A 19,479-nucleotide genomic window follows, 5' to 3' on the forward strand; every position below is an offset into this window, starting at 1 on the left:
GGGACCGGTTCCGCTTTTCGATTGCGACCCAGGCGCCTGGGTGGGCAGAGTCGGACCCGATCCGTGACCCGGCCGAAGGAGACCGCCCGTGACGCCCGGCCCGCGACGCCGTCTGGCCCTCCTCGGGGGCGGGTTCTCCACCGACGACGACGGCGTGCTGGACGACTGGGTGCTCGGCCTGGTGGACGCGGCCCGGCCCAAGGTCTGCTTCGTGCCGACGGCCAGCGGCGACGCGCCCGGCTACGTCGACCGCTTCCTCGACGCGTTCGCGTCCCGTCCGGTCGACACCGGGGTGCTGCCCCTGTTCCGACGCACACTCGACGACGAGGCCCTGCGGTCCTTCCTGCTGGGCCGGGACGTCGTGTATGTCGGCGGGGGCAACACCGCGAACCTGCTGGCCGTCTGGCGCGCGCACGGCGTGGACCGGCTGCTGCGCGAGGCGTACGACCGGGGCGTCCTGCTGTGCGGCATCAGCGCCGGTGCCAACTGCTGGGCCGAGGGCTCCCACACCGACTCCTTCGGGCCGCTGACGCACCTGGCCGACGGGCTGGGGCTGCTACCCGGCTCGGTGTGCCCCCACTACGACGGTGAGCCGGGACGGCGGCCCTCCTACCGGGCGGCGGTGGCGGGCGGGGCGCTGCCGCCGGGCTGGGCGGTGGAGGACGGGGTCGGCGCCCTGTTCACGGAGGGCCGGCTGACGGAGGCGGTGACGCGGGTGCCCGGGGCCGGGCTGTACCGGGTGGAGCCGGCCGGGGAGGGCGGGGCCACCGAGCACGCCGTGCCCTGTAGCCCGCTCCCCGGGGGCCCGGTCAGCCCATGAGGGGCAGCAGGGCGCCCAGGTCGGCGCGCTCGCCGCTCGCGCTGACCTTGGCCTCCGCGAGGGCGTCCCGCCAGGTGAGGCGGCCGGTCGCGAGCCGGATCCAGGTCAGCGGGTCGGTCTCGACGACGTTGGGCGGGGTGCCCCGGGTGTGCCGGGGGCCCTCCACGCACTGCACGACGGCGTACGGCGGGACGCGGACCTCGGTCGAACCGCCGGGCGCCTTCACGGCGAGCGCGTCGGCGAGGAGCCGGGTGCAGGCGGCGAGGGCCTGCCGCTCGTACGGGATGTCGAGGCCGGGGACGGCGGCGTTCAGGTCGTCGGTGTGGACGACCAGTTCGACGGTACGGGTGACCAGGTAGTCGGCGAGGGACAGGACGCCGGTGCGGGTGTCGAGGAGCCGGTCGCCGGGCGCGGCCGCCAGGCGCTCGGTGATGCGCTCCTCGGTGCGGGCGTACAGCGCGTCGAGGTCGGGGTGGGCGGCGGCCAGCTCACGGGTGCCGTCGGCGATGTCCGCGGCGCGGGCGGCGGTGGCCGACGGCCAGTCGAGGAGGGTGAGCGTGGCCTTCGCCGGCTCGTCCCGGTCGAGGTTGCGGCTGACGGTCTCCACGGCCATGGTCACGTGGGCGGCCAGGTCCCGTACGGTCCAGGCGTCCAGGCGGGTCGGCAGGGCGAGCTGCTCGGCGGTGAGCCCGCGGACGGCCTGCCGGACGTGCCCGAACTGGGCGAGCACGGCGGTGCGGATCTTGACGGGGTCGTAGGTGCGCGCGCGCTTCTTGGCCGGGGGCATGGGGAGCAGCCTATTGCGGGAGATCGCGGCTCGAATCGGCGTTCGATAACTCGTCCGAGTGATCGACTGCGGAAGACATCCCGCGTCGGCTGCCCCGGACGACACTGGTCACCGCTCAGGAGGAGGTGCAGCATGACGGTTATGGCCGAGCGCACGTCTCAGATGTCGGTGGAGGAGTTCGAAACGATCGCCGCCGCCGCTCCCGAGACCGTCACGTTGGAGTTCATCGACGGACGGATCGGGGTCAAAGCGGTGACGGACGGGGACCACAGCACCCTCGTGTCCTGGCTGGCCCGGCGGTGTATGCAGACAAGGCCCGACCTGGACCTGTATCAGGGTCAAGGGCTCCGGGTCGAGGCGTACCGGGAAGGCCGGGCGAAACCGGACGCAGTACTCGCACCCGAAGCCCACTTCGCCGGGCACGGGGAGTGGGCCGACCCCGACGGAACCCTCATGGTCGTGGGGGTTACCTCGTACGACTCGGACACGGACCGGCGGGACCGGCACGACAAGCCGGCCGCCTACGGCCAGTCCGGCATCCCGCTGTATCTCCTGATCGACCGGGACAACTGCACGGTCACCGTGCACAGTTCCCCTGACCGGCGAGTCGGGGGCTATCGCGAGGTGCACGTCGCGAAGTTCGACGAGAAGGTGCTTCTCCCCGACCCCGTCGGCATCGAACTCGACACGGAGATCCTCGAGAACTACGTGCGGTGAGACGAAGAAGGTCCCGTCCGGTCGGCCGGACGGGACCTCCTGGCGTACGCCGGCTACGCCAGCAGCGCCGGGATCGTCGCCTCATGCGTCTCGCGGAGTTCGGTCAGGGGGAGGGAGAACTCGCCCTGGATCTCGACCGCGTCGCCGTCCACGACACCGATGCGGGTCGCGGGCAGACCGCGGGCGCCGCACATGTCGGTGAAGCGGAGTTCCTCCGAGCGGGGCACGGCCACGACCGCGCGGCCCGCCGACTCCGAGAAGAGGAACGTGAAGGCGTCCAGGCCGTCGGGCACGACCAGGCGGGCGCCCTTGTCCCCGAGCAGCGCCGACTCGACCACGGCCTGGATCAGGCCGCCGTCGGACAGGTCGTGCGCGGAGTCGATCATGCCGTCGCGGGAGGCCGAGATCAGGATCTCGGCGAGCAGCCGCTCGCGCTCCAGGTCGACCTTGGGCGGCAGGCCGCCGAGGTGGTCGTGGATCACCTGGGACCAGGCCGAGCCGCTGAACTCCTCACGCGTGTCGCCGAGGAGGTAGAGCAGCTGGCCCTCCTCCTGGAAGGCGACCGGCGTGCGGCGGGCCACGTCGTCGATCACGCCGAGGACGGCGACGACCGGCGTCGGGTGGATGGCCGCCTCGCCCGTCTGGTTGTAGAGCGAGACGTTGCCGCCGGTCACCGGGGTGCCGAGCTGCTTGCAGCCGTCCGCGAGACCGCGCACGGCCTCGGCGAACTGCCACATGACGGCCGGGTCCTCGGGCGAGCCGAAGTTCAGGCAGTCGGAGACGGCGAGCGGCTTGGCGCCGGTCGTCGCCACGTTGCGGTACGCCTCGGCGAGGGCCAGCTGGGCGCCGTGGTACGGGTCCAGCTTGGCGTACCGGCCGTTGCCGTCGGTCGCGATCGCGACGCCGAGGCCGGTCTCCTCGTCGATGCGGATCATGCCGGAGTCCTCGGGCTGGGCGAGGACGGTGTTGCCCTGCACGAAGTGGTCGTACTGGGACGTGATCCACTTCTTGCTGGCCTGGTTCGGGGAGCCGACCAGCTTCAGGACCTGGTCCCTCAGCTCCTCCGAAGTCGCCGGGCGGGGCAGCTTGTTCGCGTCGTCGGCCTGCAGCTCGTCCTGCCAGGACGGGCGGGCGTAGGGGCGCTCGTAGACCGGGCCCTCGTGCGCGACCGTACGCGGGTCGACGTCGACGATCTTGCCACCGTGCCAGTAGATCTCCAGGCGGTCGCCGTCGGTGACCTCACCGATGACGGTGGCGATGACGTCCCACTTGTCGCAGATCTCGAGGAACCGGTCGACCTTCTCCGGCTCGACGACCGCGCACATGCGTTCCTGCGACTCGCTCATGAGGATCTCCTCGGGCGAGAGGGTCGAGTCGCGCAGCGGGACGTCGTCCAGCGTCACGCGCATACCGCCCGAGCCGTTCGACGCCAGCTCGCTGGTCGCGCAGGACAGGCCGGCCGCGCCGAGGTCCTGGATGCCGACGACGAGCTTCTCGGCGAACGCCTCCAGGGTGCATTCGATGAGCAGCTTCTCCTGGAAGGGGTCGCCGACCTGCACGGCGGGGCGCTTCGACGGCTTGGCGTCGTCGAAGGTCTCGGAGGCGAGGATCGAGGCGCCGCCGATGCCGTCGCCGCCGGTCCGGGCCCCGTACAGGATGACCTTGTTGCCGGCGCCGGACGCCTTCGCGAGGTGGATGTCCTCGTGCCGCATGACGCCGATGGCACCGGCGTTGACCAGCGGGTTGCCCTGGTAGCAGGCGTCGAAGACGACCTCGCCGCCGATGTTGGGCAGGCCCAGGCAGTTGCCGTAGCCGCCGATGCCGGCGACGACGCCCGGCAGGACGCGCTTGGTGTCGGGGTGGTCGGCGGCGCCGAAGCGCAGCGGGTCCACGACGGCGACCGGGCGGGCGCCCATCGCGATGATGTCGCGCACGATGCCGCCGACGCCGGTGGCCGCGCCCTGGTAGGGCTCGACGTACGACGGGTGGTTGTGCGACTCGACCTTGAAGGTGACCGCGTAGCCCTGGCCGACGTCCACGACGCCCGCGTTCTCGCCGATGCCGACGAGCAGGGCGTCGGACTCGGGGGCCTTCTCGCCGAACTGGCGCAGGTGCACCTTGGAGGACTTGTAGGAGCAGTGCTCGGACCACATGACGGAGTACATGGCGAGCTCGGCACCGGTGGGCCGGCGGCCGAGGATCTCGACCACGCGCTCGTACTCGTCCTTCTTCAGGCCCAGTTCGGCCCAGGGCAGCTCGACGTCGGGGGTCGCGGCCGCGTGCTCGACCGTGTCCAGAGGCGTCCGGCTCATGCGTTGACCAGCTTCTTGAGGATCGAGGTGAAGAACGGGAGGCCGTCGGTGCGGCCGGTGCCGATGAGCGACTCCACGGCGTGCTCCGGGTGCGGCATCAGGCCCACGACGTTGCCGGCCTCGTTGGTGATGCCGGCGATGTCGTTGAGCGAGCCGTTGGGGTTGAAGTCCAGGTAGCGGAACGCGACCCGGCCCTCGGCCTCCAGCTTGTCCAGCGTGTACTGGTCGGCCACATAGCGGCCGTCCATGTTCTTCAGCGGGATGTGGATCTCCTGGCCGGCCGTGTAGTCGGTCGTCCAGGCCGTCCCGGCGTTCTCCACGCGCAGCTTCTGGTCACGGCAGATGAAGTGCAGGTGGTCGTTGCCGAGCATGCCGCCGGGCAGCAGATGCGCCTCGGTGAGGATCTGGAAGCCGTTGCAGATTCCGAGGACGGGAAGGCCGCCCTTCGCCTGCTCGATGACGGTGTCCATCACCGGCGAGAAGCGGGCGATGGCTCCGGCGCGCAGATAGTCGCCATAGGAGAAACCACCGCACAACACCACGGCGTCGACCTGCTTGAGGTCTTTGTCCTTGTGCCACAGGGCGACCGGTTCGGCGCCCGCGAGGCGGATCGCGCGCTGTGTGTCCCGGTCGTCGAGAGAACCCGGGAAAGTGACGACGCCAATACGAGCGGTCACTTCGCGGCCTCCGCGACTTCCTCGACGCGGACGGTGAAGTCCTCGATCACGGTGTTGGCGAGGAAGGATTCCGCAAGATCGTGGATGCGGGCGAGCGCGGCTTCGTCGACCGGTCCGTCAACTTCCAGTTCGAAACGCTTTCCCTGACGTACGTCCGAGATGCCTTCGAAACCCAGTCGCGGCAGTGCGCGCTGCACCGCCTGGCCCTGGGGGTCGAGGATCTCCGGCTTGAGCATGACGTCGACTACGACGCGTGCCACGTGCACTCCCGGTGGTGTGGTGCTGAGCAGGTTCCTGCAAGGTGCTTTCAGACTACCCGCACAAAATTTCTACGCGCGTCGACTTGTAGGAAGCTACGTGACCGCGCTCACGACGGCCACCCGGCGGGCCACGCCGTGAAAAGTTCCGGAAAAGATCCCGGATCGACACCCGATGCCTATTGCGCGCGACGGTCTCCGCGCACCACGCTTCCACCGAAGTCACTCCGGCTCCTTCTTGCTTTTGGACACGCGGAAGGATTTAGTCGAGCTTCACATTGCATTGTCGGGCACGGTACAAATGAATTGTCAGCGTGCCGTACGAAGGGACCGATATTCGTGGCGCAGAAGGTCGTGGTCACTCTCTTTGACGACATCGACGGCTCAGAAGCGGCGGAAACGATCGCCTTCGGACTCGACGGCAAGTCGTACGAGATCGACCTGAATGAAGCCAATGCCAGCAAACTGCGTAAGGTGCTCGCGCCCTACGTGGAGGCCGGCCGCAAGCGGTCGAGGTCGGGCAAGGCGTTCCGGCAGACGGAGGTCGCCCCCGACCCGGCGGCCGTCCGCGCCTGGGCCCAGGCCAACAAGATGGAGGTGCCGGCCCGCGGCCGTATCCCCAAGAAGGTCTACGAGGCGTTCGCCTCGGCGCAGTGAGCCGGTCCGCGGGGCGGGTCCTCAGGGCCCGCCGGCGGACCCTCGGGGCGGTGCGCCCGGACCGGTGCGACAACCGACTTGCGCTACCCCCCTGCTGATCAGCTAATGTCTGGAGCACGCCAGCGGGCGGGGCCGAGAAAGTCCAGCTCGCCGAGCATGCGGGTGTAGTTCAGTAGTAGAACATCCCCCTTCCAGGGGGAAGGCGCAGTGTGCAATTCCTGTCACCCGCTCTGCACCGCCGTACCGACGATCCTTGTGGATCAGGTAGGCTGGTGCCCGCGCCGATCGGTGAGAGCCGGTCGGAGGCAATGCGGACGTAGCTCAGTTGGTAGAGCGCAACCTTGCCAAGGTTGAGGTCGCGAGTTCGAGCCTCGTCGTCCGCTCGGGAATGAGACCCCGGTCCTTCTGGACCGGGGTCTTTTCGTTGCCCCGAAGCACCCCGCCCCTTCTGACATTTGTCATGCCGGGCGATGACAGCACGCACTGCCGGGCGCCCTCGGCCGGCGGAAGGCTGAGGGCATGGACAACGACGAACACGAGCACGTGATCGAGGTCACCGACCTGCGGCGCGTCTACGGGGGCGGGTTCGAGGCGGTGCGCGGAGTCTCCTTCTCCGTGCGCCGCGGTGAGGTCTTCGCCCTGCTCGGCACCAACGGCGCCGGCAAGACGTCCACCGTGGAACTGCTCGAAGGGCTCGCCGAGCCCGCCGGAGGGCAGGTGCGGGTGCTGGGGCACGACCCCTTCGCCGAGCGGGCCGCCGTACGGCCGCGCACCGGGGTGATGTTGCAGGAGGGCGGGTTCCCGTCCGAGCTGACGGTCGCCGAGACCGCGCGGATGTGGGCGGGGTGCGTGAGCGGGGCCCGGCCGCCGCTGGAGGTGCTCGGCCTGGTCGGGCTGGCCGGGAAGACCGGCGTCCGCGTCAAGCAGCTGTCCGGCGGTGAGCGCCGGCGCCTCGACCTGGCGCTCGCGCTGCTCGGGGACCCCGAGGTGCTGTTCCTCGACGAGCCGACCACCGGACTCGACGCCGAAGGGCGCCGCGACACCTGGGAGTTGGTGCGGGCGCTGCGCGACAACGGCACCACCGTGCTGCTCACCACGCACTACCTGGAGGAGGCCGAGGATCTCGCGGACCGGCTCGCGATCCTGCACGAGGGGCGGATCGCGGCAGCCGGGACACCCGCCGAGGTGACCGCGGCCCAGCCGTCGCGGATCACCTTCGACCTGCCCGACGGCTACTTCCTGGGCGACCTGCCGCCGCTCGCCGAACTGGGCGTGAGCGGACACGAGGTCGAGGGGCGGGCCGTACGGCTGCGCACCCACCGGCTGCAGTGGGCGGCGACCCGGCTGCTGGTGTGGGCCGAGCAGGCCGGGGTGGGGCTGCGGCGGCTCGACGTGCGGTCGGCGTCGCTGGAGGAGGCGTTCCTCGGTATCGCGCGGGAGGCGGCGGAGGCCGCCGGGACGAAGGAGTACGCGGCATGAGCACGGCGACGACCACCCCGGCGGGGCGCATGACGTCGCTGGCCCGGGCCGAACTGACGCTGCTCGGACGCAGCAGGGGCACCCTCTTCGCGGCGCTGTTCGTACCGCTGATCCTGCCGCTGAGCGCACGCGAGGCGGCGAAGCAGATGGATCTGGCGGAGGCGGGTCTCACCCTCGGCACGGTGATCCTGCCCGCCTCCATCGGCTTCTCGCTGCTGTACGCGGTGTACGCCACGCTCGTGAGCGTCTACACCGCCCGGCGCGAGGAGCTGGTCCTCAAGCGGCTGCGCACCGGCGAGCCGCGGGACACCGAGATCCTCGGCGGGGCCGCGCTGCCGGCCGTGGCCGTCGGCCTCGCGCAGAGTGTGGTGCTGGCGATCGGCTGCGCCGTCCTGCTCGACGTGGGCGCGCCCCGCGCTCCCCATCTCGCCGTGCTGGGCCTGCTGTCGGGGTTCGTGCTGTGCGCGGCGCTCGCCGCGGTGACCTCCTCCTTCACCCGTAGCGTCGAGAGCGCGCAGGTCACGACGTTGCCCGTGGTACTGCTCTCCATGATCTTCTCCGGGATGTTCGTGCCCCTGGAGGTCCTGCCCGACCGGATGGCGTCGGTGTGCGAACTGCTGCCGCTGACACCGGTGATCACCCTGATCCGGGGCGGCTGGACCGGCGGGCTGTCCGCGTACGAGACGCTCGGTGCGGCCACCACGGCGCTGGCCTGGACGGTCCTCGCCGTGTTTGCTGTACGGCGGTGGTTCCGGTGGGAACCGCGGCGCTGACGGAGGGGACACGGACGTATGCGCGGGCCCGGCAGGTGGTGGCGGGGGAAGAGCACCCCGGCGAAGGTGGAGACGTACACCCGGGGGTCGTTCCACTTCTTCGCGGTGATCGAGGTCGTCAGCGCCGGGGTGCCGCTGCTCCGCCACCCCGGCGGCGCGTCGGGCGGGTGGCTGCTGCTGATGGTCTGCGCGCATTCGGCGCTCTGCCTGGTGACCGTGTCGCACGCCGTGGACTGGGTGCGCGGGAGGCGTGAGCAGCCGCTCCGGCTGATGTGGGCCCTCGGCGCCGCCACCGCCGCGATCGCCGTCACGAGCCTCGCCCTCGCCGAGTACGGCCCGGACGACGACGACCTGGCCACGAGCATGGGCGGCGTCTTCGGCGTCACCACGATCTTCGGGGTGGGCATCATCGTCCTCGGGATCCGCGAGCGCAGGCAGGTGTACGCCCTCGTCGCGGGCTTCGCCGCCGGGTCCGGGCTTCTCGTGCTCGCGATCACCGGGATCCCGCTCGAAGCGCTGGTCCTCGCGGTGATCGTGCTGCTGGGCAGCGGCTTCGCCTCCTTCACCGCCGTGTTCTCCCTCTGGCTGCTGCGGGCCGTCTTCGAACTGGACGAGGCCCGTGAGACCCGGGCCCGGCTCGCGGTCGCCGAGGAGCGGTTGCGGTTCGGGCGTGATCTGCACGACGTGATGGGGCGCAACCTGGCCGTCATCGCCCTGAAGAGCGAGCTGGCCGTGCAGCTGGCGCGGCGCGGGCGGCCCGAGGCCGTCGAGCAGATGATCGAGGTGCAGCGGATCGCGCAGGAGTCCCAGCGTGAGGTGCGGGCTGTCGTCCGCGGCTATCGGGAGGCCGACCTCGAGGGGGAACTGACCGGGGCGCAGGGCGTGCTGACGGCGGCGGGGATCACGTGCGAGGTGACGGGACAGACGGCCGGGCTGCCGGTCGACGTGCAGTCGGCGCTGGCCTGGGTCGTCCGGGAGGCGACCACGAACGTGCTGCGGCACGGGAACGCCGAGCGGTGCACGGTGCATGTAGGGGTGCGTGAGGGACGAGTGGTGCTGAAGGTGGAGAACGACGGGGCCGCCGGAGCCGCCGACGGGGGTGGCGGCTCCGGCCTCGCCGGGCTGCGGGAGCGGCTGGCCGCGGTGGACGGCACGCTGGAGGCCGGGCAGGTCGGCGAGGGGGCGTTCCGGCTGGTGGCGGAGGTGCCGCTGGTGGCGGCCGGGGTGCCGGAGGCCGTCGTATGAGCGGGCCGGTGCGGCTGCTGCTGGCCGACGACGAGCATCTGATCCGGGGCGCGCTCGCCGCGCTGCTGTCCCTGGAGGACGACCTGGTGATCGTCGCGGAGGCGGCGAGCGGGCCCGAGGCGCTCGCGATGGCCCGGGCCCACCGACCCGACGTGGCGGTCCTGGATCTGCAGATGCCGGGCGCCGACGGTGTGAAGGTCGCCACAACCCTGCGGGCGGAACTGCCGGAGTGCCGGGTGCTGATCGTGACCAGTCATGGGCGGCCCGGGCATCTCAAGCGGGCCCTCGGGGCGGGTGTGCGTGGGTTCGTCCCGAAGACGGTGAGCGCCCAGCGGCTCGCGGAGATCATCCGGACCGTGCACGGCGGAAACCGGTACGTCGACCCCGAGTTGGCGGCCGACGCCATCGCCGCCGGGGACTCGCCGCTGACCGCCCGTGAGGCCGAGGTGCTGGAACTCGCCGCCGACGGGGCGCCCGTCGCGGAGATCGCGGAGCGCGCCGCGCTGTCCCAGGGGACCGTGCGGAACTATCTGTCCTCCGCCGTCTCGAAGCTCGGCGCGGAGAACCGGCACGCGGCGGTGCGCCTCGCGCGCTCCCGGGGTTGGGTATAGTGGTTCCCGCGCCACGGCGCATGCGAACGTAGCTCAGTTGGTAGAGCGCAACCTTGCCAAGGTTGAGGTCGCGAGTTCGAACCTCGTCGTTCGCTCCAGAGCAGAGGCCCCGGTCATCGACCGGGGCCTTTCGCGTGGGACGCGACGCGGTAGCGTGCGTGACCATGACACGCAGCTGGACCCTGCCGGCCCGGTTCGCGCTCGGGGGCGCGGTCCTCGCGGCCGGCTTCCTCCTGAGCGGCAACCCGGCCGAGGCACTGCCCGTCGCCGTGGTGTTCCTGCTGCTCGCGGTCCTGCACTCCCCGCTGGTCTTCCCGAGGGCGGTCGGCGCCGAGGAGGCGGTCCGGCGCAGCGCCGCCGACGGCCGTCCGGTCGTCTACTGGCGGCCGGGCTGCGTCTACTGCCTGCGGCTGCGCCTCCGGCTGGGCCTGCGGGCCCGCCGGGCGCACTGGGTGGACATCTGGCGGGACCCGGCCGGGGCGGCGGAGGTCAGGGCGGCCAACGGCGGCGACGAGACCGTGCCGACGGTCGTCGTGGCCGGGCGGCCGCACACCAACCCCGATCCGCGCTGGGTGCGCGAGCGGCTCGCCCCGGCCGGGCGGGACTGACCGCCCCTCAGCTCCAGCTCGTGCCCGTCAGACGCTCGTACGCCTCCACGTACTTGGCGCGGGTCGCGTCCACGACGTCCTGCGGCAGCGGCGGCGGGGGCTGCTCGCTCGCCCGGTCCCAGCCGGAGTCCGGCGAGGTCAGCCAGTCCCGCACGAACTGCTTGTCGTACGACGGCTGCGGGCGGCCCGGCTCCCACTGCTCGGCCGGCCAAAAGCGCGAGGAGTCCGGGGTGAGGACCTCGTCGGCGAGGACCAGGGTGTCCCCGTCGAAGCCGAACTCGAACTTGGTGTCCGCGAGGATGATGCCGCGCTCCCGGGCGATGTCCCGGCCGCGCGCGTACACGGCGAGCGTCGTCTGCCGCAGCTGGGCGGCGGTATCGGCGCCGACCTGGCGGGCGACCTCCTCGTAGGAGACGTTCTCGTCGTGCTCGCCGACGGCGGCCTTGGTGGCCGGGGTGAAGATCGGCGCCGGCAGTTCCGAGCCGTCGACCAGGCCCTCGGGGAGGGCCAGGCCGCAGACCGTGCGGGTGTCGTTGTACTCGGCGAGCCCGGAGCCGGTGAGGTAGCCGCGGGCCACCGCCTCGACCGGGACCATCCGCAGCGACTTGCAGACGAGGGTGCGGCCGGCCCAGTCGGCGGGGGCGCCGTCGGGCACGTCGGTGCTCAGCACATGGTTGGGGACCAGGTCGGCGAGCTGGTCGAACCACCACAGGGAGAGCTGGGTGAGGATGCGGCCCTTGTCCGGGATCTCGGTGGGCAGCACCCAGTCGTAGGCGGACAGGCGATCGCTGGCGACCATCACGAGGTCACCGGCCTCGTTGCGGTACAGCTCGCGCACCTTGCCGGTGTGCAGGTGCACCAGGCCCGGAACCTGAAGCGGTTCGGGCTTTTCTACGAATCCGGACACGGTTCCTCCCCGTAAGTCTGTCCAATGCGTCGATTGTCCCGTACGGGGCGCGGGCGATGGACCGGGGGTGGGGCGGGGGGACCGCCGGGGCCGTGCCGCGTGAGGTCAGTCACGCTTGCAGATGCGGTCCAGGAGGTTGGCGGTGGCGCGCTGGACCCGGGGATCGACATGGCCCGGGCGGTCCAGCGCCGGGGACCAGGCGAAGGTGCCGGAGGCGAAGACCAGGGCGCCCGAGTGCGCCCGGTACAGCGAGGTCTCCTGGTGGCGGAGCACCCCGTCGCGGTCGGCGTACGGGGAGTGCGCCAGCAGGATGCGCTCCTCGTGGCCGGGCAGCGGGGTGCGCGGGAAGTAGCGGTCGGCCTCGCCGGCCACCAGGCCCGGGATCTCGTCGCCCTCGTGCGCCCCGGTGGCCTCCCACAGCCAGTGGTCGGCGTTGCGGACGATCAGCGGGTGCGGCTCGGGGACCTGCCCGGCGTACTGGATGCCGATGAGCTCCTGCTCGGGGCGGTCGATCTCCCGCCAGAGCACCGGGCGGCCCGGTCCCCTGCGCTTGCGGCAGGTGAGCAGCCGGTCGGGGACACCGGACGGGGAGGGGCCCAGCTCCACCTGCCAGTACAGGGAGTTGGCGGAGAGGAACACCAGCGACGTGCCGTTCTCCCGGGCGAGCTCGACCGTGCGGCGCATGTTCGCCGACCAGTACTCGTCGTGGCCGGGGAAGACCAGGCCCCGGTACCGGGTGGGGTCGACGTGTCCGCCGTGCAGGTCGCGGGCGTCGGCGTAGGCGATGTCGTAGCCGTAGCGCTCGGCCCAGCGGATGAAGTCGTAGGCGTGGCCGACGTGCAGGGGCAGGCCCGCGCCCGCGTAGGGGCGGTCGAAGGAGACGGTGGTGGCGGCGTCGTCCTCGCCGAGGAGCCGGCCGTCCTCGTCCCAGGCGTGGTAGAGGCTGGCGCCGAGGCGGCCGTCCTCCGGATACAGGTTGTACGCCTGCCAGGTGACGTCCGGCAGGAGCAGGAGCAGGTCCGCCGGGTGGTTGTCGCGGACGGTGAACGGGATGTGGGAGCGGTAGCCGTCGTGGGTGGTGAGGACGGCGACATAGGCGCCGTTGCTCCAGTAGCTGGGGACCTGGAGGCGCCAGGACAGCCACCAGTGGTGGCAGGAGACGGTGCGGTCGGCGGTGAGCGGCGCGGGCTGCACGATGCCGGACAGCCGGGGGCTCGTGGTGATCTTGGCGGCGCCGTCCCCGCCGTAGTGGCCGATGCGGTAGATGTCGACGGCGAACTCCTGGGGCGGGTCGACCGTGATGTGGAAGTCGACCGCCTCGCCGGGCGCGACCGCGCCGGTGGAGGTGAACCCCTTGATCTGACGGTGGACGTCGTCGGCGGAGCGGGGTCCGGCGCTGCGGGGCGCGGGGACCCTCGGGGTGCCGGACGTCGGCGGGTGGGCCTGGCCGTCGACGTACCAGGGGACCACCTGGCCGGTGTCGTCGAAGTACGTCACGTTGCCGCGCAGCCAGGGGACCGGGCCCTGGCCGAAGGGGTCCGTCACGGCGTGCGCGAGAGCTCCCGACTCCCAGCGGCGGATCTGCTCCGACCCCATGGCCGTACCCCTCCCTTGTCCCCGTGTGCGCACATCGAGCGTCGTGCCCCGGCCGTGGCGCGCCGGGCGCACGCCGTACCGGTGGTGCGGTGGTGCACGTCGTGCTCACGGTGCCGGGTGGTGCGCGTCGTGCTCGTCCTGTCCGGTGGTGCCTGTCGTACGCCGATGCGCCTGCCCGGTGGTGCCGCCGTGCGGCAGGGCTTCACCGGCTGTCGTGGCGTAAGCCCTTGCCATATGCGCTATCGACCCCAGCACATCACATTGCGCTCGCTTCCTGTCACTATTCGTTGTGAATTGGCCGAAAGTGGAACCGGGGGCTCCGACTGAGTTCCGTCGCCGGGGGACGCACGGCCGGGGCGGCTGCCGCGTCCTCGCCCGTCAGACCAGGCGGACCGGCTTCTCGGGGCGTATCCCGGACTCCACGAGCCAGGCGCGCAAGGGCGCCGGATCGCCGTCCTCGATGAGGCGGAGGACCCGGGGGGTGAGGTCGGTGGCGCGTTCCCCGTCGATGAGCAGCGTGGGCCCGTCGAGCCAGTCCAGACCGGGTGTCGCGCCCGCGGTGTCCATGGCCGCGCAGCACACCATCGCGGTCACGTGGTCGGTGAGCAGCTCGCGGGAGCTGCGGGGCGGCTGGAGCGGGAAGAGCGGGAGCGTGCCGATGTCCAGCAGCGAGGTCTCGGGGGTGGGCGCGGCGGGCGGCCCTGCGGGCGCGGCGGCCTCCTCGCGGGCCAGCTCGGCGGTGATGCCGGCGGCCAGGGCCGAACTCCGCTCGGTCTCCTGGTCCTCGTAGGGGTCGAGGTCGTCGGCGGCGGCACGGGGCGGGACGGGCGCTTCCGGCACCGGGGCCGGCTGCGGGGCCGTCAGATGGTCGAGGACCCGGGAGAGGGTGGGGCCGTCGGACCCGGGTGACGCGTCGTCCGGGGAGCGGCGGACGCCGAGGGCGTCGAGGACCCGGTGGAGGCGGGCGGCGTCGGTACGCCAGGTGCGGTCCACGACCTCCTCCGGATACTCCTGCCAGCCCACCGGCGACCAGTCCTGGCCGGTCTCGGCCGGGCCGCCGTGGAACAGCCGGGCGGCCAGGAGGGAGGCGGCCTCGTCGATCGCGCCGGGCTCCTCGAGGAGGTCGCAGGCGGGGCGCTCGCCCAGCCGCGAGGCGAACCCCTCCGCCAGCCGGTCGCGCCGGGAGAGCTCGGTGAGGGCGGCGACGACGCCCGCGTCCAGCCGGGACGGCCAGCGGCCCATCCGCCAGGCCGGCAGCGCGACCCGGGTCAGCAGCCGGTCCCAGCCCGCGTAGGCCAGGCCGACCTGCTCCTGGGCGACGATCCGCAGACCGTAGTCCACCGCCTGCGCACGCTCGGCGGCCGCGGCGGCCACCCCCCGTTCCATCTCGGCCGCGTGCTCCCGGCAGTTCCTCAGCAGCAGGCGCGCCACCCGGCCGAGGCCCGCGCACACCGCCCGCGACCCCGGACAGCGGCCGCCCGTGGCGGCGACGGCCACGGCGGCGTCCAGGCCCCGGACGAAGCGCCGGGCCTGGGCTATGTCCGGGTGCGCGGAGGGCCCGGTGCCGGCGACGACCGGGGCGAGCACCGCCCGCAGCTCCCCGACCCGCATCCACCACAGGAACGGCGAGCCGATGACGAGGACGGGCGCGGCCGGCGTACGGCGGTGGGGGCCGCGCCCGCCTCCGCGCAGGCCGTTGAGTCCGTCGTCCGCGTGCTCCTCGGGCGGGGGCGGGCCGTGGGACCGATGGGTGCGGTCCTCCAGCCAGCTGTCGCAGTCGGGCGTGAGCGCTATCGCGGACGGGGCGGGCACGTCGAGCCGGTCGGCGAGGTCGCGGACCAGGCGGTAGAGGTCCGGGGCCTGCTCCTCGCCGATCGTCACGGTGGGGGTGACGGCGGGACGGGCGCGGGCGACGACCAGCGCGATGACCCCGGCGGCCAGCAGCACCAGGACGGCGAACGGGGTGAGCACCCAGCGCACGGCGTCCCAGGCGGGGCCGGTGAGATGCCCGGTGGACGGTCCGGCGAGCAGCACCACGGCGAACGCCGCGGGCAGCAGGGCGACGGCGAGCGCACGGCTGCGGACGCGCAGCACCGCCAGGGCCCGGGCACGCGCGGCCTGGGCCCCCGCTTCCATCCCCATCCCGGTCACGGCCGGACCTCACCCCCTCCGCGCTGCCCTGGTCGTCGGAACTGTCCTGGCTCTGCTCATCCCCCCACTGTGGCACCCGCCACCGACATCGCAATGCCGGTGGGCCAAGTGCCGGAACGCTTGCGCGGCACCCTAGTTGGGGCGTCGACCCACGTCAGCCGGTTGGGCCATCGCTCACTCGATGGAATGGCTTTGGGGAAAGGTGGATGACGGACAGCGAGGATCACCCCTTTGATCACGGTGCCCGCGCCCGCACGCGTCCGGGTATGCGTCGGGCCCCGGATCCTGAGACGGATCCGGGGCCCGGACGGTTGGCTCGCTGGAGCGGCTACGCGTCGGCGGCGGCCTTCGCGGCGATGTCCGTACGGTGCTGGGAACCGTCCAGCCCGATCCGGTCCACCGCGCGGTAGGCGCGGGTGCGGGCCTCGGTGAGGTCGCCACCGGTCGCGGTGACGGACAGCACGCGTCCCCCGGCGCTCACGACCGCCTCGCCGTCGCGCCGGGTGCCGGCGTGCAGCACGTAGGCGTGCGGGGCGTCCTGCGCGGCCACCTCGTCGAGGCCGGTGATCGGGTCGCCGGTGCGGGGGGTGCCCGGGTAGTTGTGGGAGGCGACGACCACGGTGACCGCGGCGTCGTCGCTCCAGCGCAGCGGCTCCAGGTCGGCCAGGCGGCCCTGGGCGGAGGCCAGCAGGACACCGGCCAGCGGGGTCTTCAGCCGGGCCAGGACGACCTGCGTCTCCGGGTCGCCGAAGCGGGCGTTGAACTCGATCACGCGCACGCCCCGCGATGTGATCGCGAGACCGGCGTAGAGCAGTCCGGAGAACGGGGTGCCGCGGCGGCGCATCTCGTCGACGGTCGGCTGGAGGACCGTCTCCAGGACCTCCTCGACCAGCTTCGGGTCCGCCCACGGCAGCGGCGAGTACGCGCCCATGCCGCCGGTGTTCGGGCCCTCGTCGCCGTCCAGGGCGCGCTTGAAGTCCTGGGCGGGCTGCAGCGGCAGGACGGTCCGGCCGTCGGTGATGGCGAAGAGGGAGACCTCGGGGCCGTCCAGGTACTCCTCGATGACGACGCGCTCGCAGGCGTTGGCGTGCGCGCGGGCCGCGTCGAGGTCGGCGGTCACGACGACGCCCTTGCCGGCCGCCAGACCGTCGTCCTTGACGACGTAGGGGGCGCCGAAGGCGTCCAGGGCCTCGTCGACCTGGGCAGGCGTGGCGCAGACGTAGGAGCGGGCCGTGGGGACGCCGGCCGAGGCCATGACGTCCTTGGCGAACGCCTTGGACCCCTCGAGCTGCGCGGCCTCCTTGGAGGGGCCGAACACCGGGATGCCCGCCCCGCGCACGGCGTCGGCGACCCCCGCGACGAGGGGGGCCTCCGGTCCGACGACCACGAGGCCGGCGCCGAGCCGTTCGGCCAGCGCGGCGACGGCCTCGCCGTCGAGGGCGTCGACCTGGTGCAGTTCGGCGACCTCGGCGATGCCGGCGTTGCCGGGGGCGCAGTACAGCGCGGTGACGTCGGGGTCGAGGGACAGGGAGCGGCACAGGGCGTGTTCGCGGGCGCCGCTACCGATGACGAGGACCTTCACGGGGTCAGCCTAACGGCCTTCTTGTGCGGGACGCCGAGGGGCCGGGGGCTCGGGAGCTGTGCGTTCCTCCAAAACCGGCCCCTCACCACAGACCGCCGGCGAGGCCTAGTCGTTCGTGATCTCCTCGACGACCGTCGCGCCCAGCTCCCGCACGATCAGCTCGCGGCCGGACAGGGCCGACTCGTTGAGGTCGGGGTCGTCGTCCTCCGGGATGTCGTCCTCGATGGAGACGGAGGGCGGCTCGGGGGCGCTGGGCCGCGGGGCCGGCGCGGGGGCCGGTGCCGACGGGGCCGCCGGTGCCGCGGACGGGGCGGGGGCCGGGCGCGGGGCCGACTGACCGCCGTAGCCGCCGGGGGCCGGGGCGGCGCCGCCTCCGCCGAAGCCGGGGGAACCACCCGGGGCCGGGGGCGCCGAGCCGCCGCCCGACGGGTCGACGATCGCCTCGATCTTCCACTGCACGTGGAACTGCTCGGCCAGGGCCTGCCGCAGCACGTCCTCGCTGCCGCTGCTCGCGAAGTTGTCGCGCGCGCCGGCGTTGACGAAGCCGAGCTGGAGCGTGGTGCCGTCGAAGCCGGCGACCTGGGCGTTCTGGCTGAGCAGGATCCAGGTGAAGCGGCGGCGGTTCTTGACCGCCTCCAGGATGTTCGGCCAGAGCTGGCGGGGGTCCAGGCCGCCGCTCGGGGGCGCGGAGGAGGGCGCCGCCGGTCCGCCTCCCGGGGCGGGCGTGGGTGCGGGCGCGGGGGCGCTGGGCGCGGGTGCCGGGGCACCGCCGCCCGCCGGGGCCGCCGTGGGCCAGCCGCCGGGCCGTCGGCCGCCGCCCGCGGGTGCGGCGGTGGGCCAGGCGCCGGGGGCGGGAGCGGCGGGCGCCTGCGGAGGCGCGGGCGGCGCCGGAGCCGGGGAAGGGGCGGGGGCCGGAGCCGGGGGCGTCGGAGCCGCCGCTGCCTCCGCGGCCGGTGCCTCCGGGGCGGGGGCGCCCGGACCCCGTACGGCGGCGCGGGCGGCGGCGAGACCCCCGCCGGGCGGCACCGGAGGGGCGGCGGCCTGCGGGGGTGCCGGGGCGGCGTGGGCCTCGGGACCGGGGGCGTATCCCATCGCCGGGGCGCCTGCGCCCGCGGTGAAGCTCACACCGCGCTCCAGCCGGTCGAGCCGGGCCATGAGGGACCGCTCGTCGCCGTAGGTGGCGGGCAGCAGCACGCGCGCGCAGATGAGTTCGAGCTGGAGCCGCGGCGAGGTGGCGCCGCGCATCTCGGTCAGCCCCTCGTTGACCAGGTCGGCGGCGCGGCTGAGCTCGGCGGCGCCGAACGTGCCGGCCTGGGCCAGCATCCGCTCCAGGACGTCGGCGGGGGCGTCGATGAGTCCCTTCTCGGCGGCGTCCGGCACGGCGGCCAGGATCACCAGGTCGCGCAGCCGCTCCAGCAGGTCGGCGACGAACCGCCGCGGGTCGTTGCCGCCCTCGATGACCCGGTCCACGACCTCGAAGGCCGCGGCGCCGTCACCGGTCGCGAAGGCCTCCACGACGGAGTCGAGCAGCGAGCCGTCGGTGTACCCGAGGAGGGAGGTGGCCATGGCATACGTCACACCCTCCTCCTTGGCTCCGGCGAGGAGCTGGTCCATCACGGACATGGAGTCACGCACGGAGCCCTGTCCGGCGCGGACGACGAGCGGGAGCACGCCGTCCTCGACGGGGATGTCCTCACGGCGGCAGACGTCGGCGAGGTAGTCCCGCAGGGTGCCCGGCGGGACCAGCCGGAACGGGTAGTGGTGGGTGCGCGAGCGGATCGTCCCGATGACCTTCTCGGGCTCGGTCGTCGCGAAGATGAACTTCAGGTGCTCCGGCGGCTCCTCGACGACCTTCAGCAGGGCGTTGAAGCCGGCCGACGTGACCATGTGGGCCTCGTCGATGATGTAGATCTTGTAACGGCTGGAGGCCGGTCCGAAGAACGCCTTCTCGCGCAGCTCACGGGCGTCGTCCACACCACCGTGCGAGGCCGCGTCGATCTCGATGACGTCGATGGAGCCTGGGCCGTTGCGTGCGAGGTCCTGGCAGGACTGGCACTGGCCGCAGGGGGTCGGGGTGGGGCCCTGTTCGCAGTTCAGACAGCGGGCGAGGATCCGGGCGCTGGTCGTCTTGCCGCATCCGCGCGGGCCGCTGAACAGGTACGCGTGATTGACCCGGTTGTTCCGCAGCGCCTGCTGCAACGGGTCGGTGACATGCTCCTGCCCGATGACCTCGGCGAACGACTCCGGGCGATAGCGGCGGTACAGCGCGAGAGACGACACGCCTACGAGGTTATAGGCGC

The 19,479-nt window shown here is 72.8% G+C and carries 17 protein-coding genes and 3 tRNA genes; 11 read left to right on the forward strand and 9 right to left on the reverse strand.

Going from position 1 to position 19,479, the window contains the following annotated elements:
- The first annotated feature begins 88 nt into the window (after positions 1 to 88).
- Positions 89 to 820, forward strand: a complete 732-nt coding sequence (locus F8R89_RS17025; RefSeq protein ID WP_225994413.1) for a peptidase E — start codon at positions 89 to 91, stop codon at positions 818 to 820.
- Here the strand turns inward: F8R89_RS17025 and F8R89_RS17030 are convergent.
- Positions 810 to 1,607 (reverse strand): maleylpyruvate isomerase family mycothiol-dependent enzyme, encoded by a 798-nt coding sequence (locus tag F8R89_RS17030; protein ID WP_151784782.1) that lies wholly within the window; start codon positions 1,605 to 1,607, stop codon positions 810 to 812. The genes F8R89_RS17025 and F8R89_RS17030 overlap by 11 nt on opposite strands.
- A gap of 132 nt (positions 1,608 to 1,739) precedes the next feature.
- Between F8R89_RS17030 and F8R89_RS17035 the strand changes: the two genes are divergently transcribed.
- Entirely contained in the window at positions 1,740 to 2,324 is a 585-nt protein-coding gene (locus F8R89_RS17035; RefSeq protein ID WP_151784783.1) for a Uma2 family endonuclease, read from the forward strand.
- Positions 2,325 to 2,377: 53 nt separating this feature from the next.
- Here the strand turns inward: F8R89_RS17035 and purL are convergent, their stop codons facing one another.
- The 3 genes from purL to purS are packed head-to-tail and all read right to left on the reverse strand — an operon-like array spanning position 2,378 to position 5,573.
- The gene (gene purL, locus F8R89_RS17040) at positions 2,378 to 4,636 is read right to left on the reverse strand and encodes a phosphoribosylformylglycinamidine synthase subunit PurL (protein WP_151784784.1); all 2,259 of its coding nucleotides are present in this window, start codon (positions 4,634 to 4,636) and stop codon (positions 2,378 to 2,380) included.
- Complete coding sequence (gene purQ / locus F8R89_RS17045; protein WP_151784785.1) at positions 4,633 to 5,313, reverse strand: phosphoribosylformylglycinamidine synthase subunit PurQ; 681 nt, start codon at positions 5,311 to 5,313, stop codon at positions 4,633 to 4,635. The genes purL and purQ overlap by 4 nt, the downstream gene beginning before the upstream one ends.
- Positions 5,310 to 5,573: a phosphoribosylformylglycinamidine synthase subunit PurS gene (purS, locus tag F8R89_RS17050; protein WP_006133353.1), complete on the reverse strand. Its 264-nt coding sequence runs from the start codon at positions 5,571 to 5,573 to the stop codon at positions 5,310 to 5,312. The genes purQ and purS overlap by 4 nt, the downstream gene beginning before the upstream one ends.
- Before the next feature lie 336 nt (positions 5,574 to 5,909).
- On the opposite strand from purS, the gene F8R89_RS17055 reads away from it, so the two are divergent.
- The 9 genes from F8R89_RS17055 (at position 5,910) to F8R89_RS17095 (ending at position 10,943) form a co-directional block, all read left to right on the forward strand.
- Positions 5,910 to 6,227, forward strand: a complete 318-nt coding sequence (locus tag F8R89_RS17055) for a histone-like nucleoid-structuring protein Lsr2 (RefSeq protein ID WP_151784786.1) — start codon at positions 5,910 to 5,912, stop codon at positions 6,225 to 6,227.
- Positions 6,228 to 6,385: 158 nt separating this feature from the next.
- Positions 6,386 to 6,457: transfer RNA gene (locus tag F8R89_RS17060), tRNA-Gly, on the forward strand.
- An 80-nt stretch (positions 6,458 to 6,537) separates the two neighbouring features.
- A tRNA-Gly gene (locus tag F8R89_RS17065) sits at positions 6,538 to 6,610 on the forward strand.
- A 136-nt stretch (positions 6,611 to 6,746) separates the two neighbouring features.
- Complete coding sequence (locus F8R89_RS17070; protein WP_151784787.1) at positions 6,747 to 7,706, forward strand: ABC transporter ATP-binding protein; 960 nt, start codon at positions 6,747 to 6,749, stop codon at positions 7,704 to 7,706.
- Complete coding sequence (locus F8R89_RS17075; protein WP_151784788.1) at positions 7,703 to 8,479, forward strand: ABC transporter permease; 777 nt, start codon at positions 7,703 to 7,705, stop codon at positions 8,477 to 8,479. The genes F8R89_RS17070 and F8R89_RS17075 overlap by 4 nt, the downstream gene beginning before the upstream one ends.
- An 18-nt stretch (positions 8,480 to 8,497) precedes the next feature.
- Positions 8,498 to 9,724 (forward strand): sensor histidine kinase, encoded by a 1,227-nt coding sequence (locus F8R89_RS17080; RefSeq protein ID WP_151784789.1) that lies wholly within the window; start codon positions 8,498 to 8,500, stop codon positions 9,722 to 9,724.
- Complete coding sequence (locus F8R89_RS17085; RefSeq protein WP_151784790.1) at positions 9,721 to 10,335, forward strand: response regulator transcription factor; 615 nt, start codon at positions 9,721 to 9,723, stop codon at positions 10,333 to 10,335. The genes F8R89_RS17080 and F8R89_RS17085 overlap by 4 nt, the downstream gene beginning before the upstream one ends.
- Before the next feature lie 22 nt (positions 10,336 to 10,357).
- Positions 10,358 to 10,433: transfer RNA gene (locus F8R89_RS17090), tRNA-Gly, on the forward strand.
- A 66-nt stretch (positions 10,434 to 10,499) separates the two neighbouring features.
- On the forward strand, positions 10,500 to 10,943 hold the full coding sequence (locus F8R89_RS17095) for a glutaredoxin domain-containing protein (RefSeq protein WP_151784791.1): 444 nt from the start codon (positions 10,500 to 10,502) through the stop codon (positions 10,941 to 10,943).
- 7 nt (positions 10,944 to 10,950) lie between these two features.
- Here F8R89_RS17095 and F8R89_RS17100 read toward each other — a convergent pair whose 3' ends face one another.
- The 5 genes from F8R89_RS17100 to F8R89_RS17120 form a co-directional block, all read right to left on the reverse strand.
- The gene (locus F8R89_RS17100) at positions 10,951 to 11,850 is read right to left on the reverse strand and encodes a phosphoribosylaminoimidazolesuccinocarboxamide synthase (protein ID WP_151784792.1); all 900 of its coding nucleotides are present in this window, start codon (positions 11,848 to 11,850) and stop codon (positions 10,951 to 10,953) included.
- A 105-nt stretch (positions 11,851 to 11,955) separates the two neighbouring features.
- On the reverse strand, positions 11,956 to 13,446 hold the full coding sequence (locus tag F8R89_RS17105) for a N,N-dimethylformamidase beta subunit family domain-containing protein (protein WP_151784793.1): 1,491 nt from the start codon (positions 13,444 to 13,446) through the stop codon (positions 11,956 to 11,958).
- Between the two features lie 378 nt (positions 13,447 to 13,824).
- Positions 13,825 to 15,588: a hypothetical protein gene (locus F8R89_RS17110; protein WP_192806371.1), complete on the reverse strand. Its 1,764-nt coding sequence runs from the start codon at positions 15,586 to 15,588 to the stop codon at positions 13,825 to 13,827.
- A gap of 337 nt (positions 15,589 to 15,925) precedes the next feature.
- Complete coding sequence (purD, locus tag F8R89_RS17115; protein ID WP_151784795.1) at positions 15,926 to 17,179, reverse strand: phosphoribosylamine--glycine ligase; 1,254 nt, start codon at positions 17,177 to 17,179, stop codon at positions 15,926 to 15,928.
- 105 nt (positions 17,180 to 17,284) lie between these two features.
- A complete protein-coding gene (locus F8R89_RS17120) occupies positions 17,285 to 19,459 on the reverse strand; it encodes a DNA polymerase III subunit gamma and tau (RefSeq protein ID WP_151784796.1) in 2,175 nt (724 codons plus the stop codon).
- Positions 19,460 to 19,479 lie beyond the last annotated feature (20 nt).

The sequence above is a fragment of the Streptomyces sp. SS1-1 genome, assembly GCF_008973465.1.
Lineage (GTDB): Bacteria > Actinomycetota > Actinomycetes > Streptomycetales > Streptomycetaceae > Streptomyces.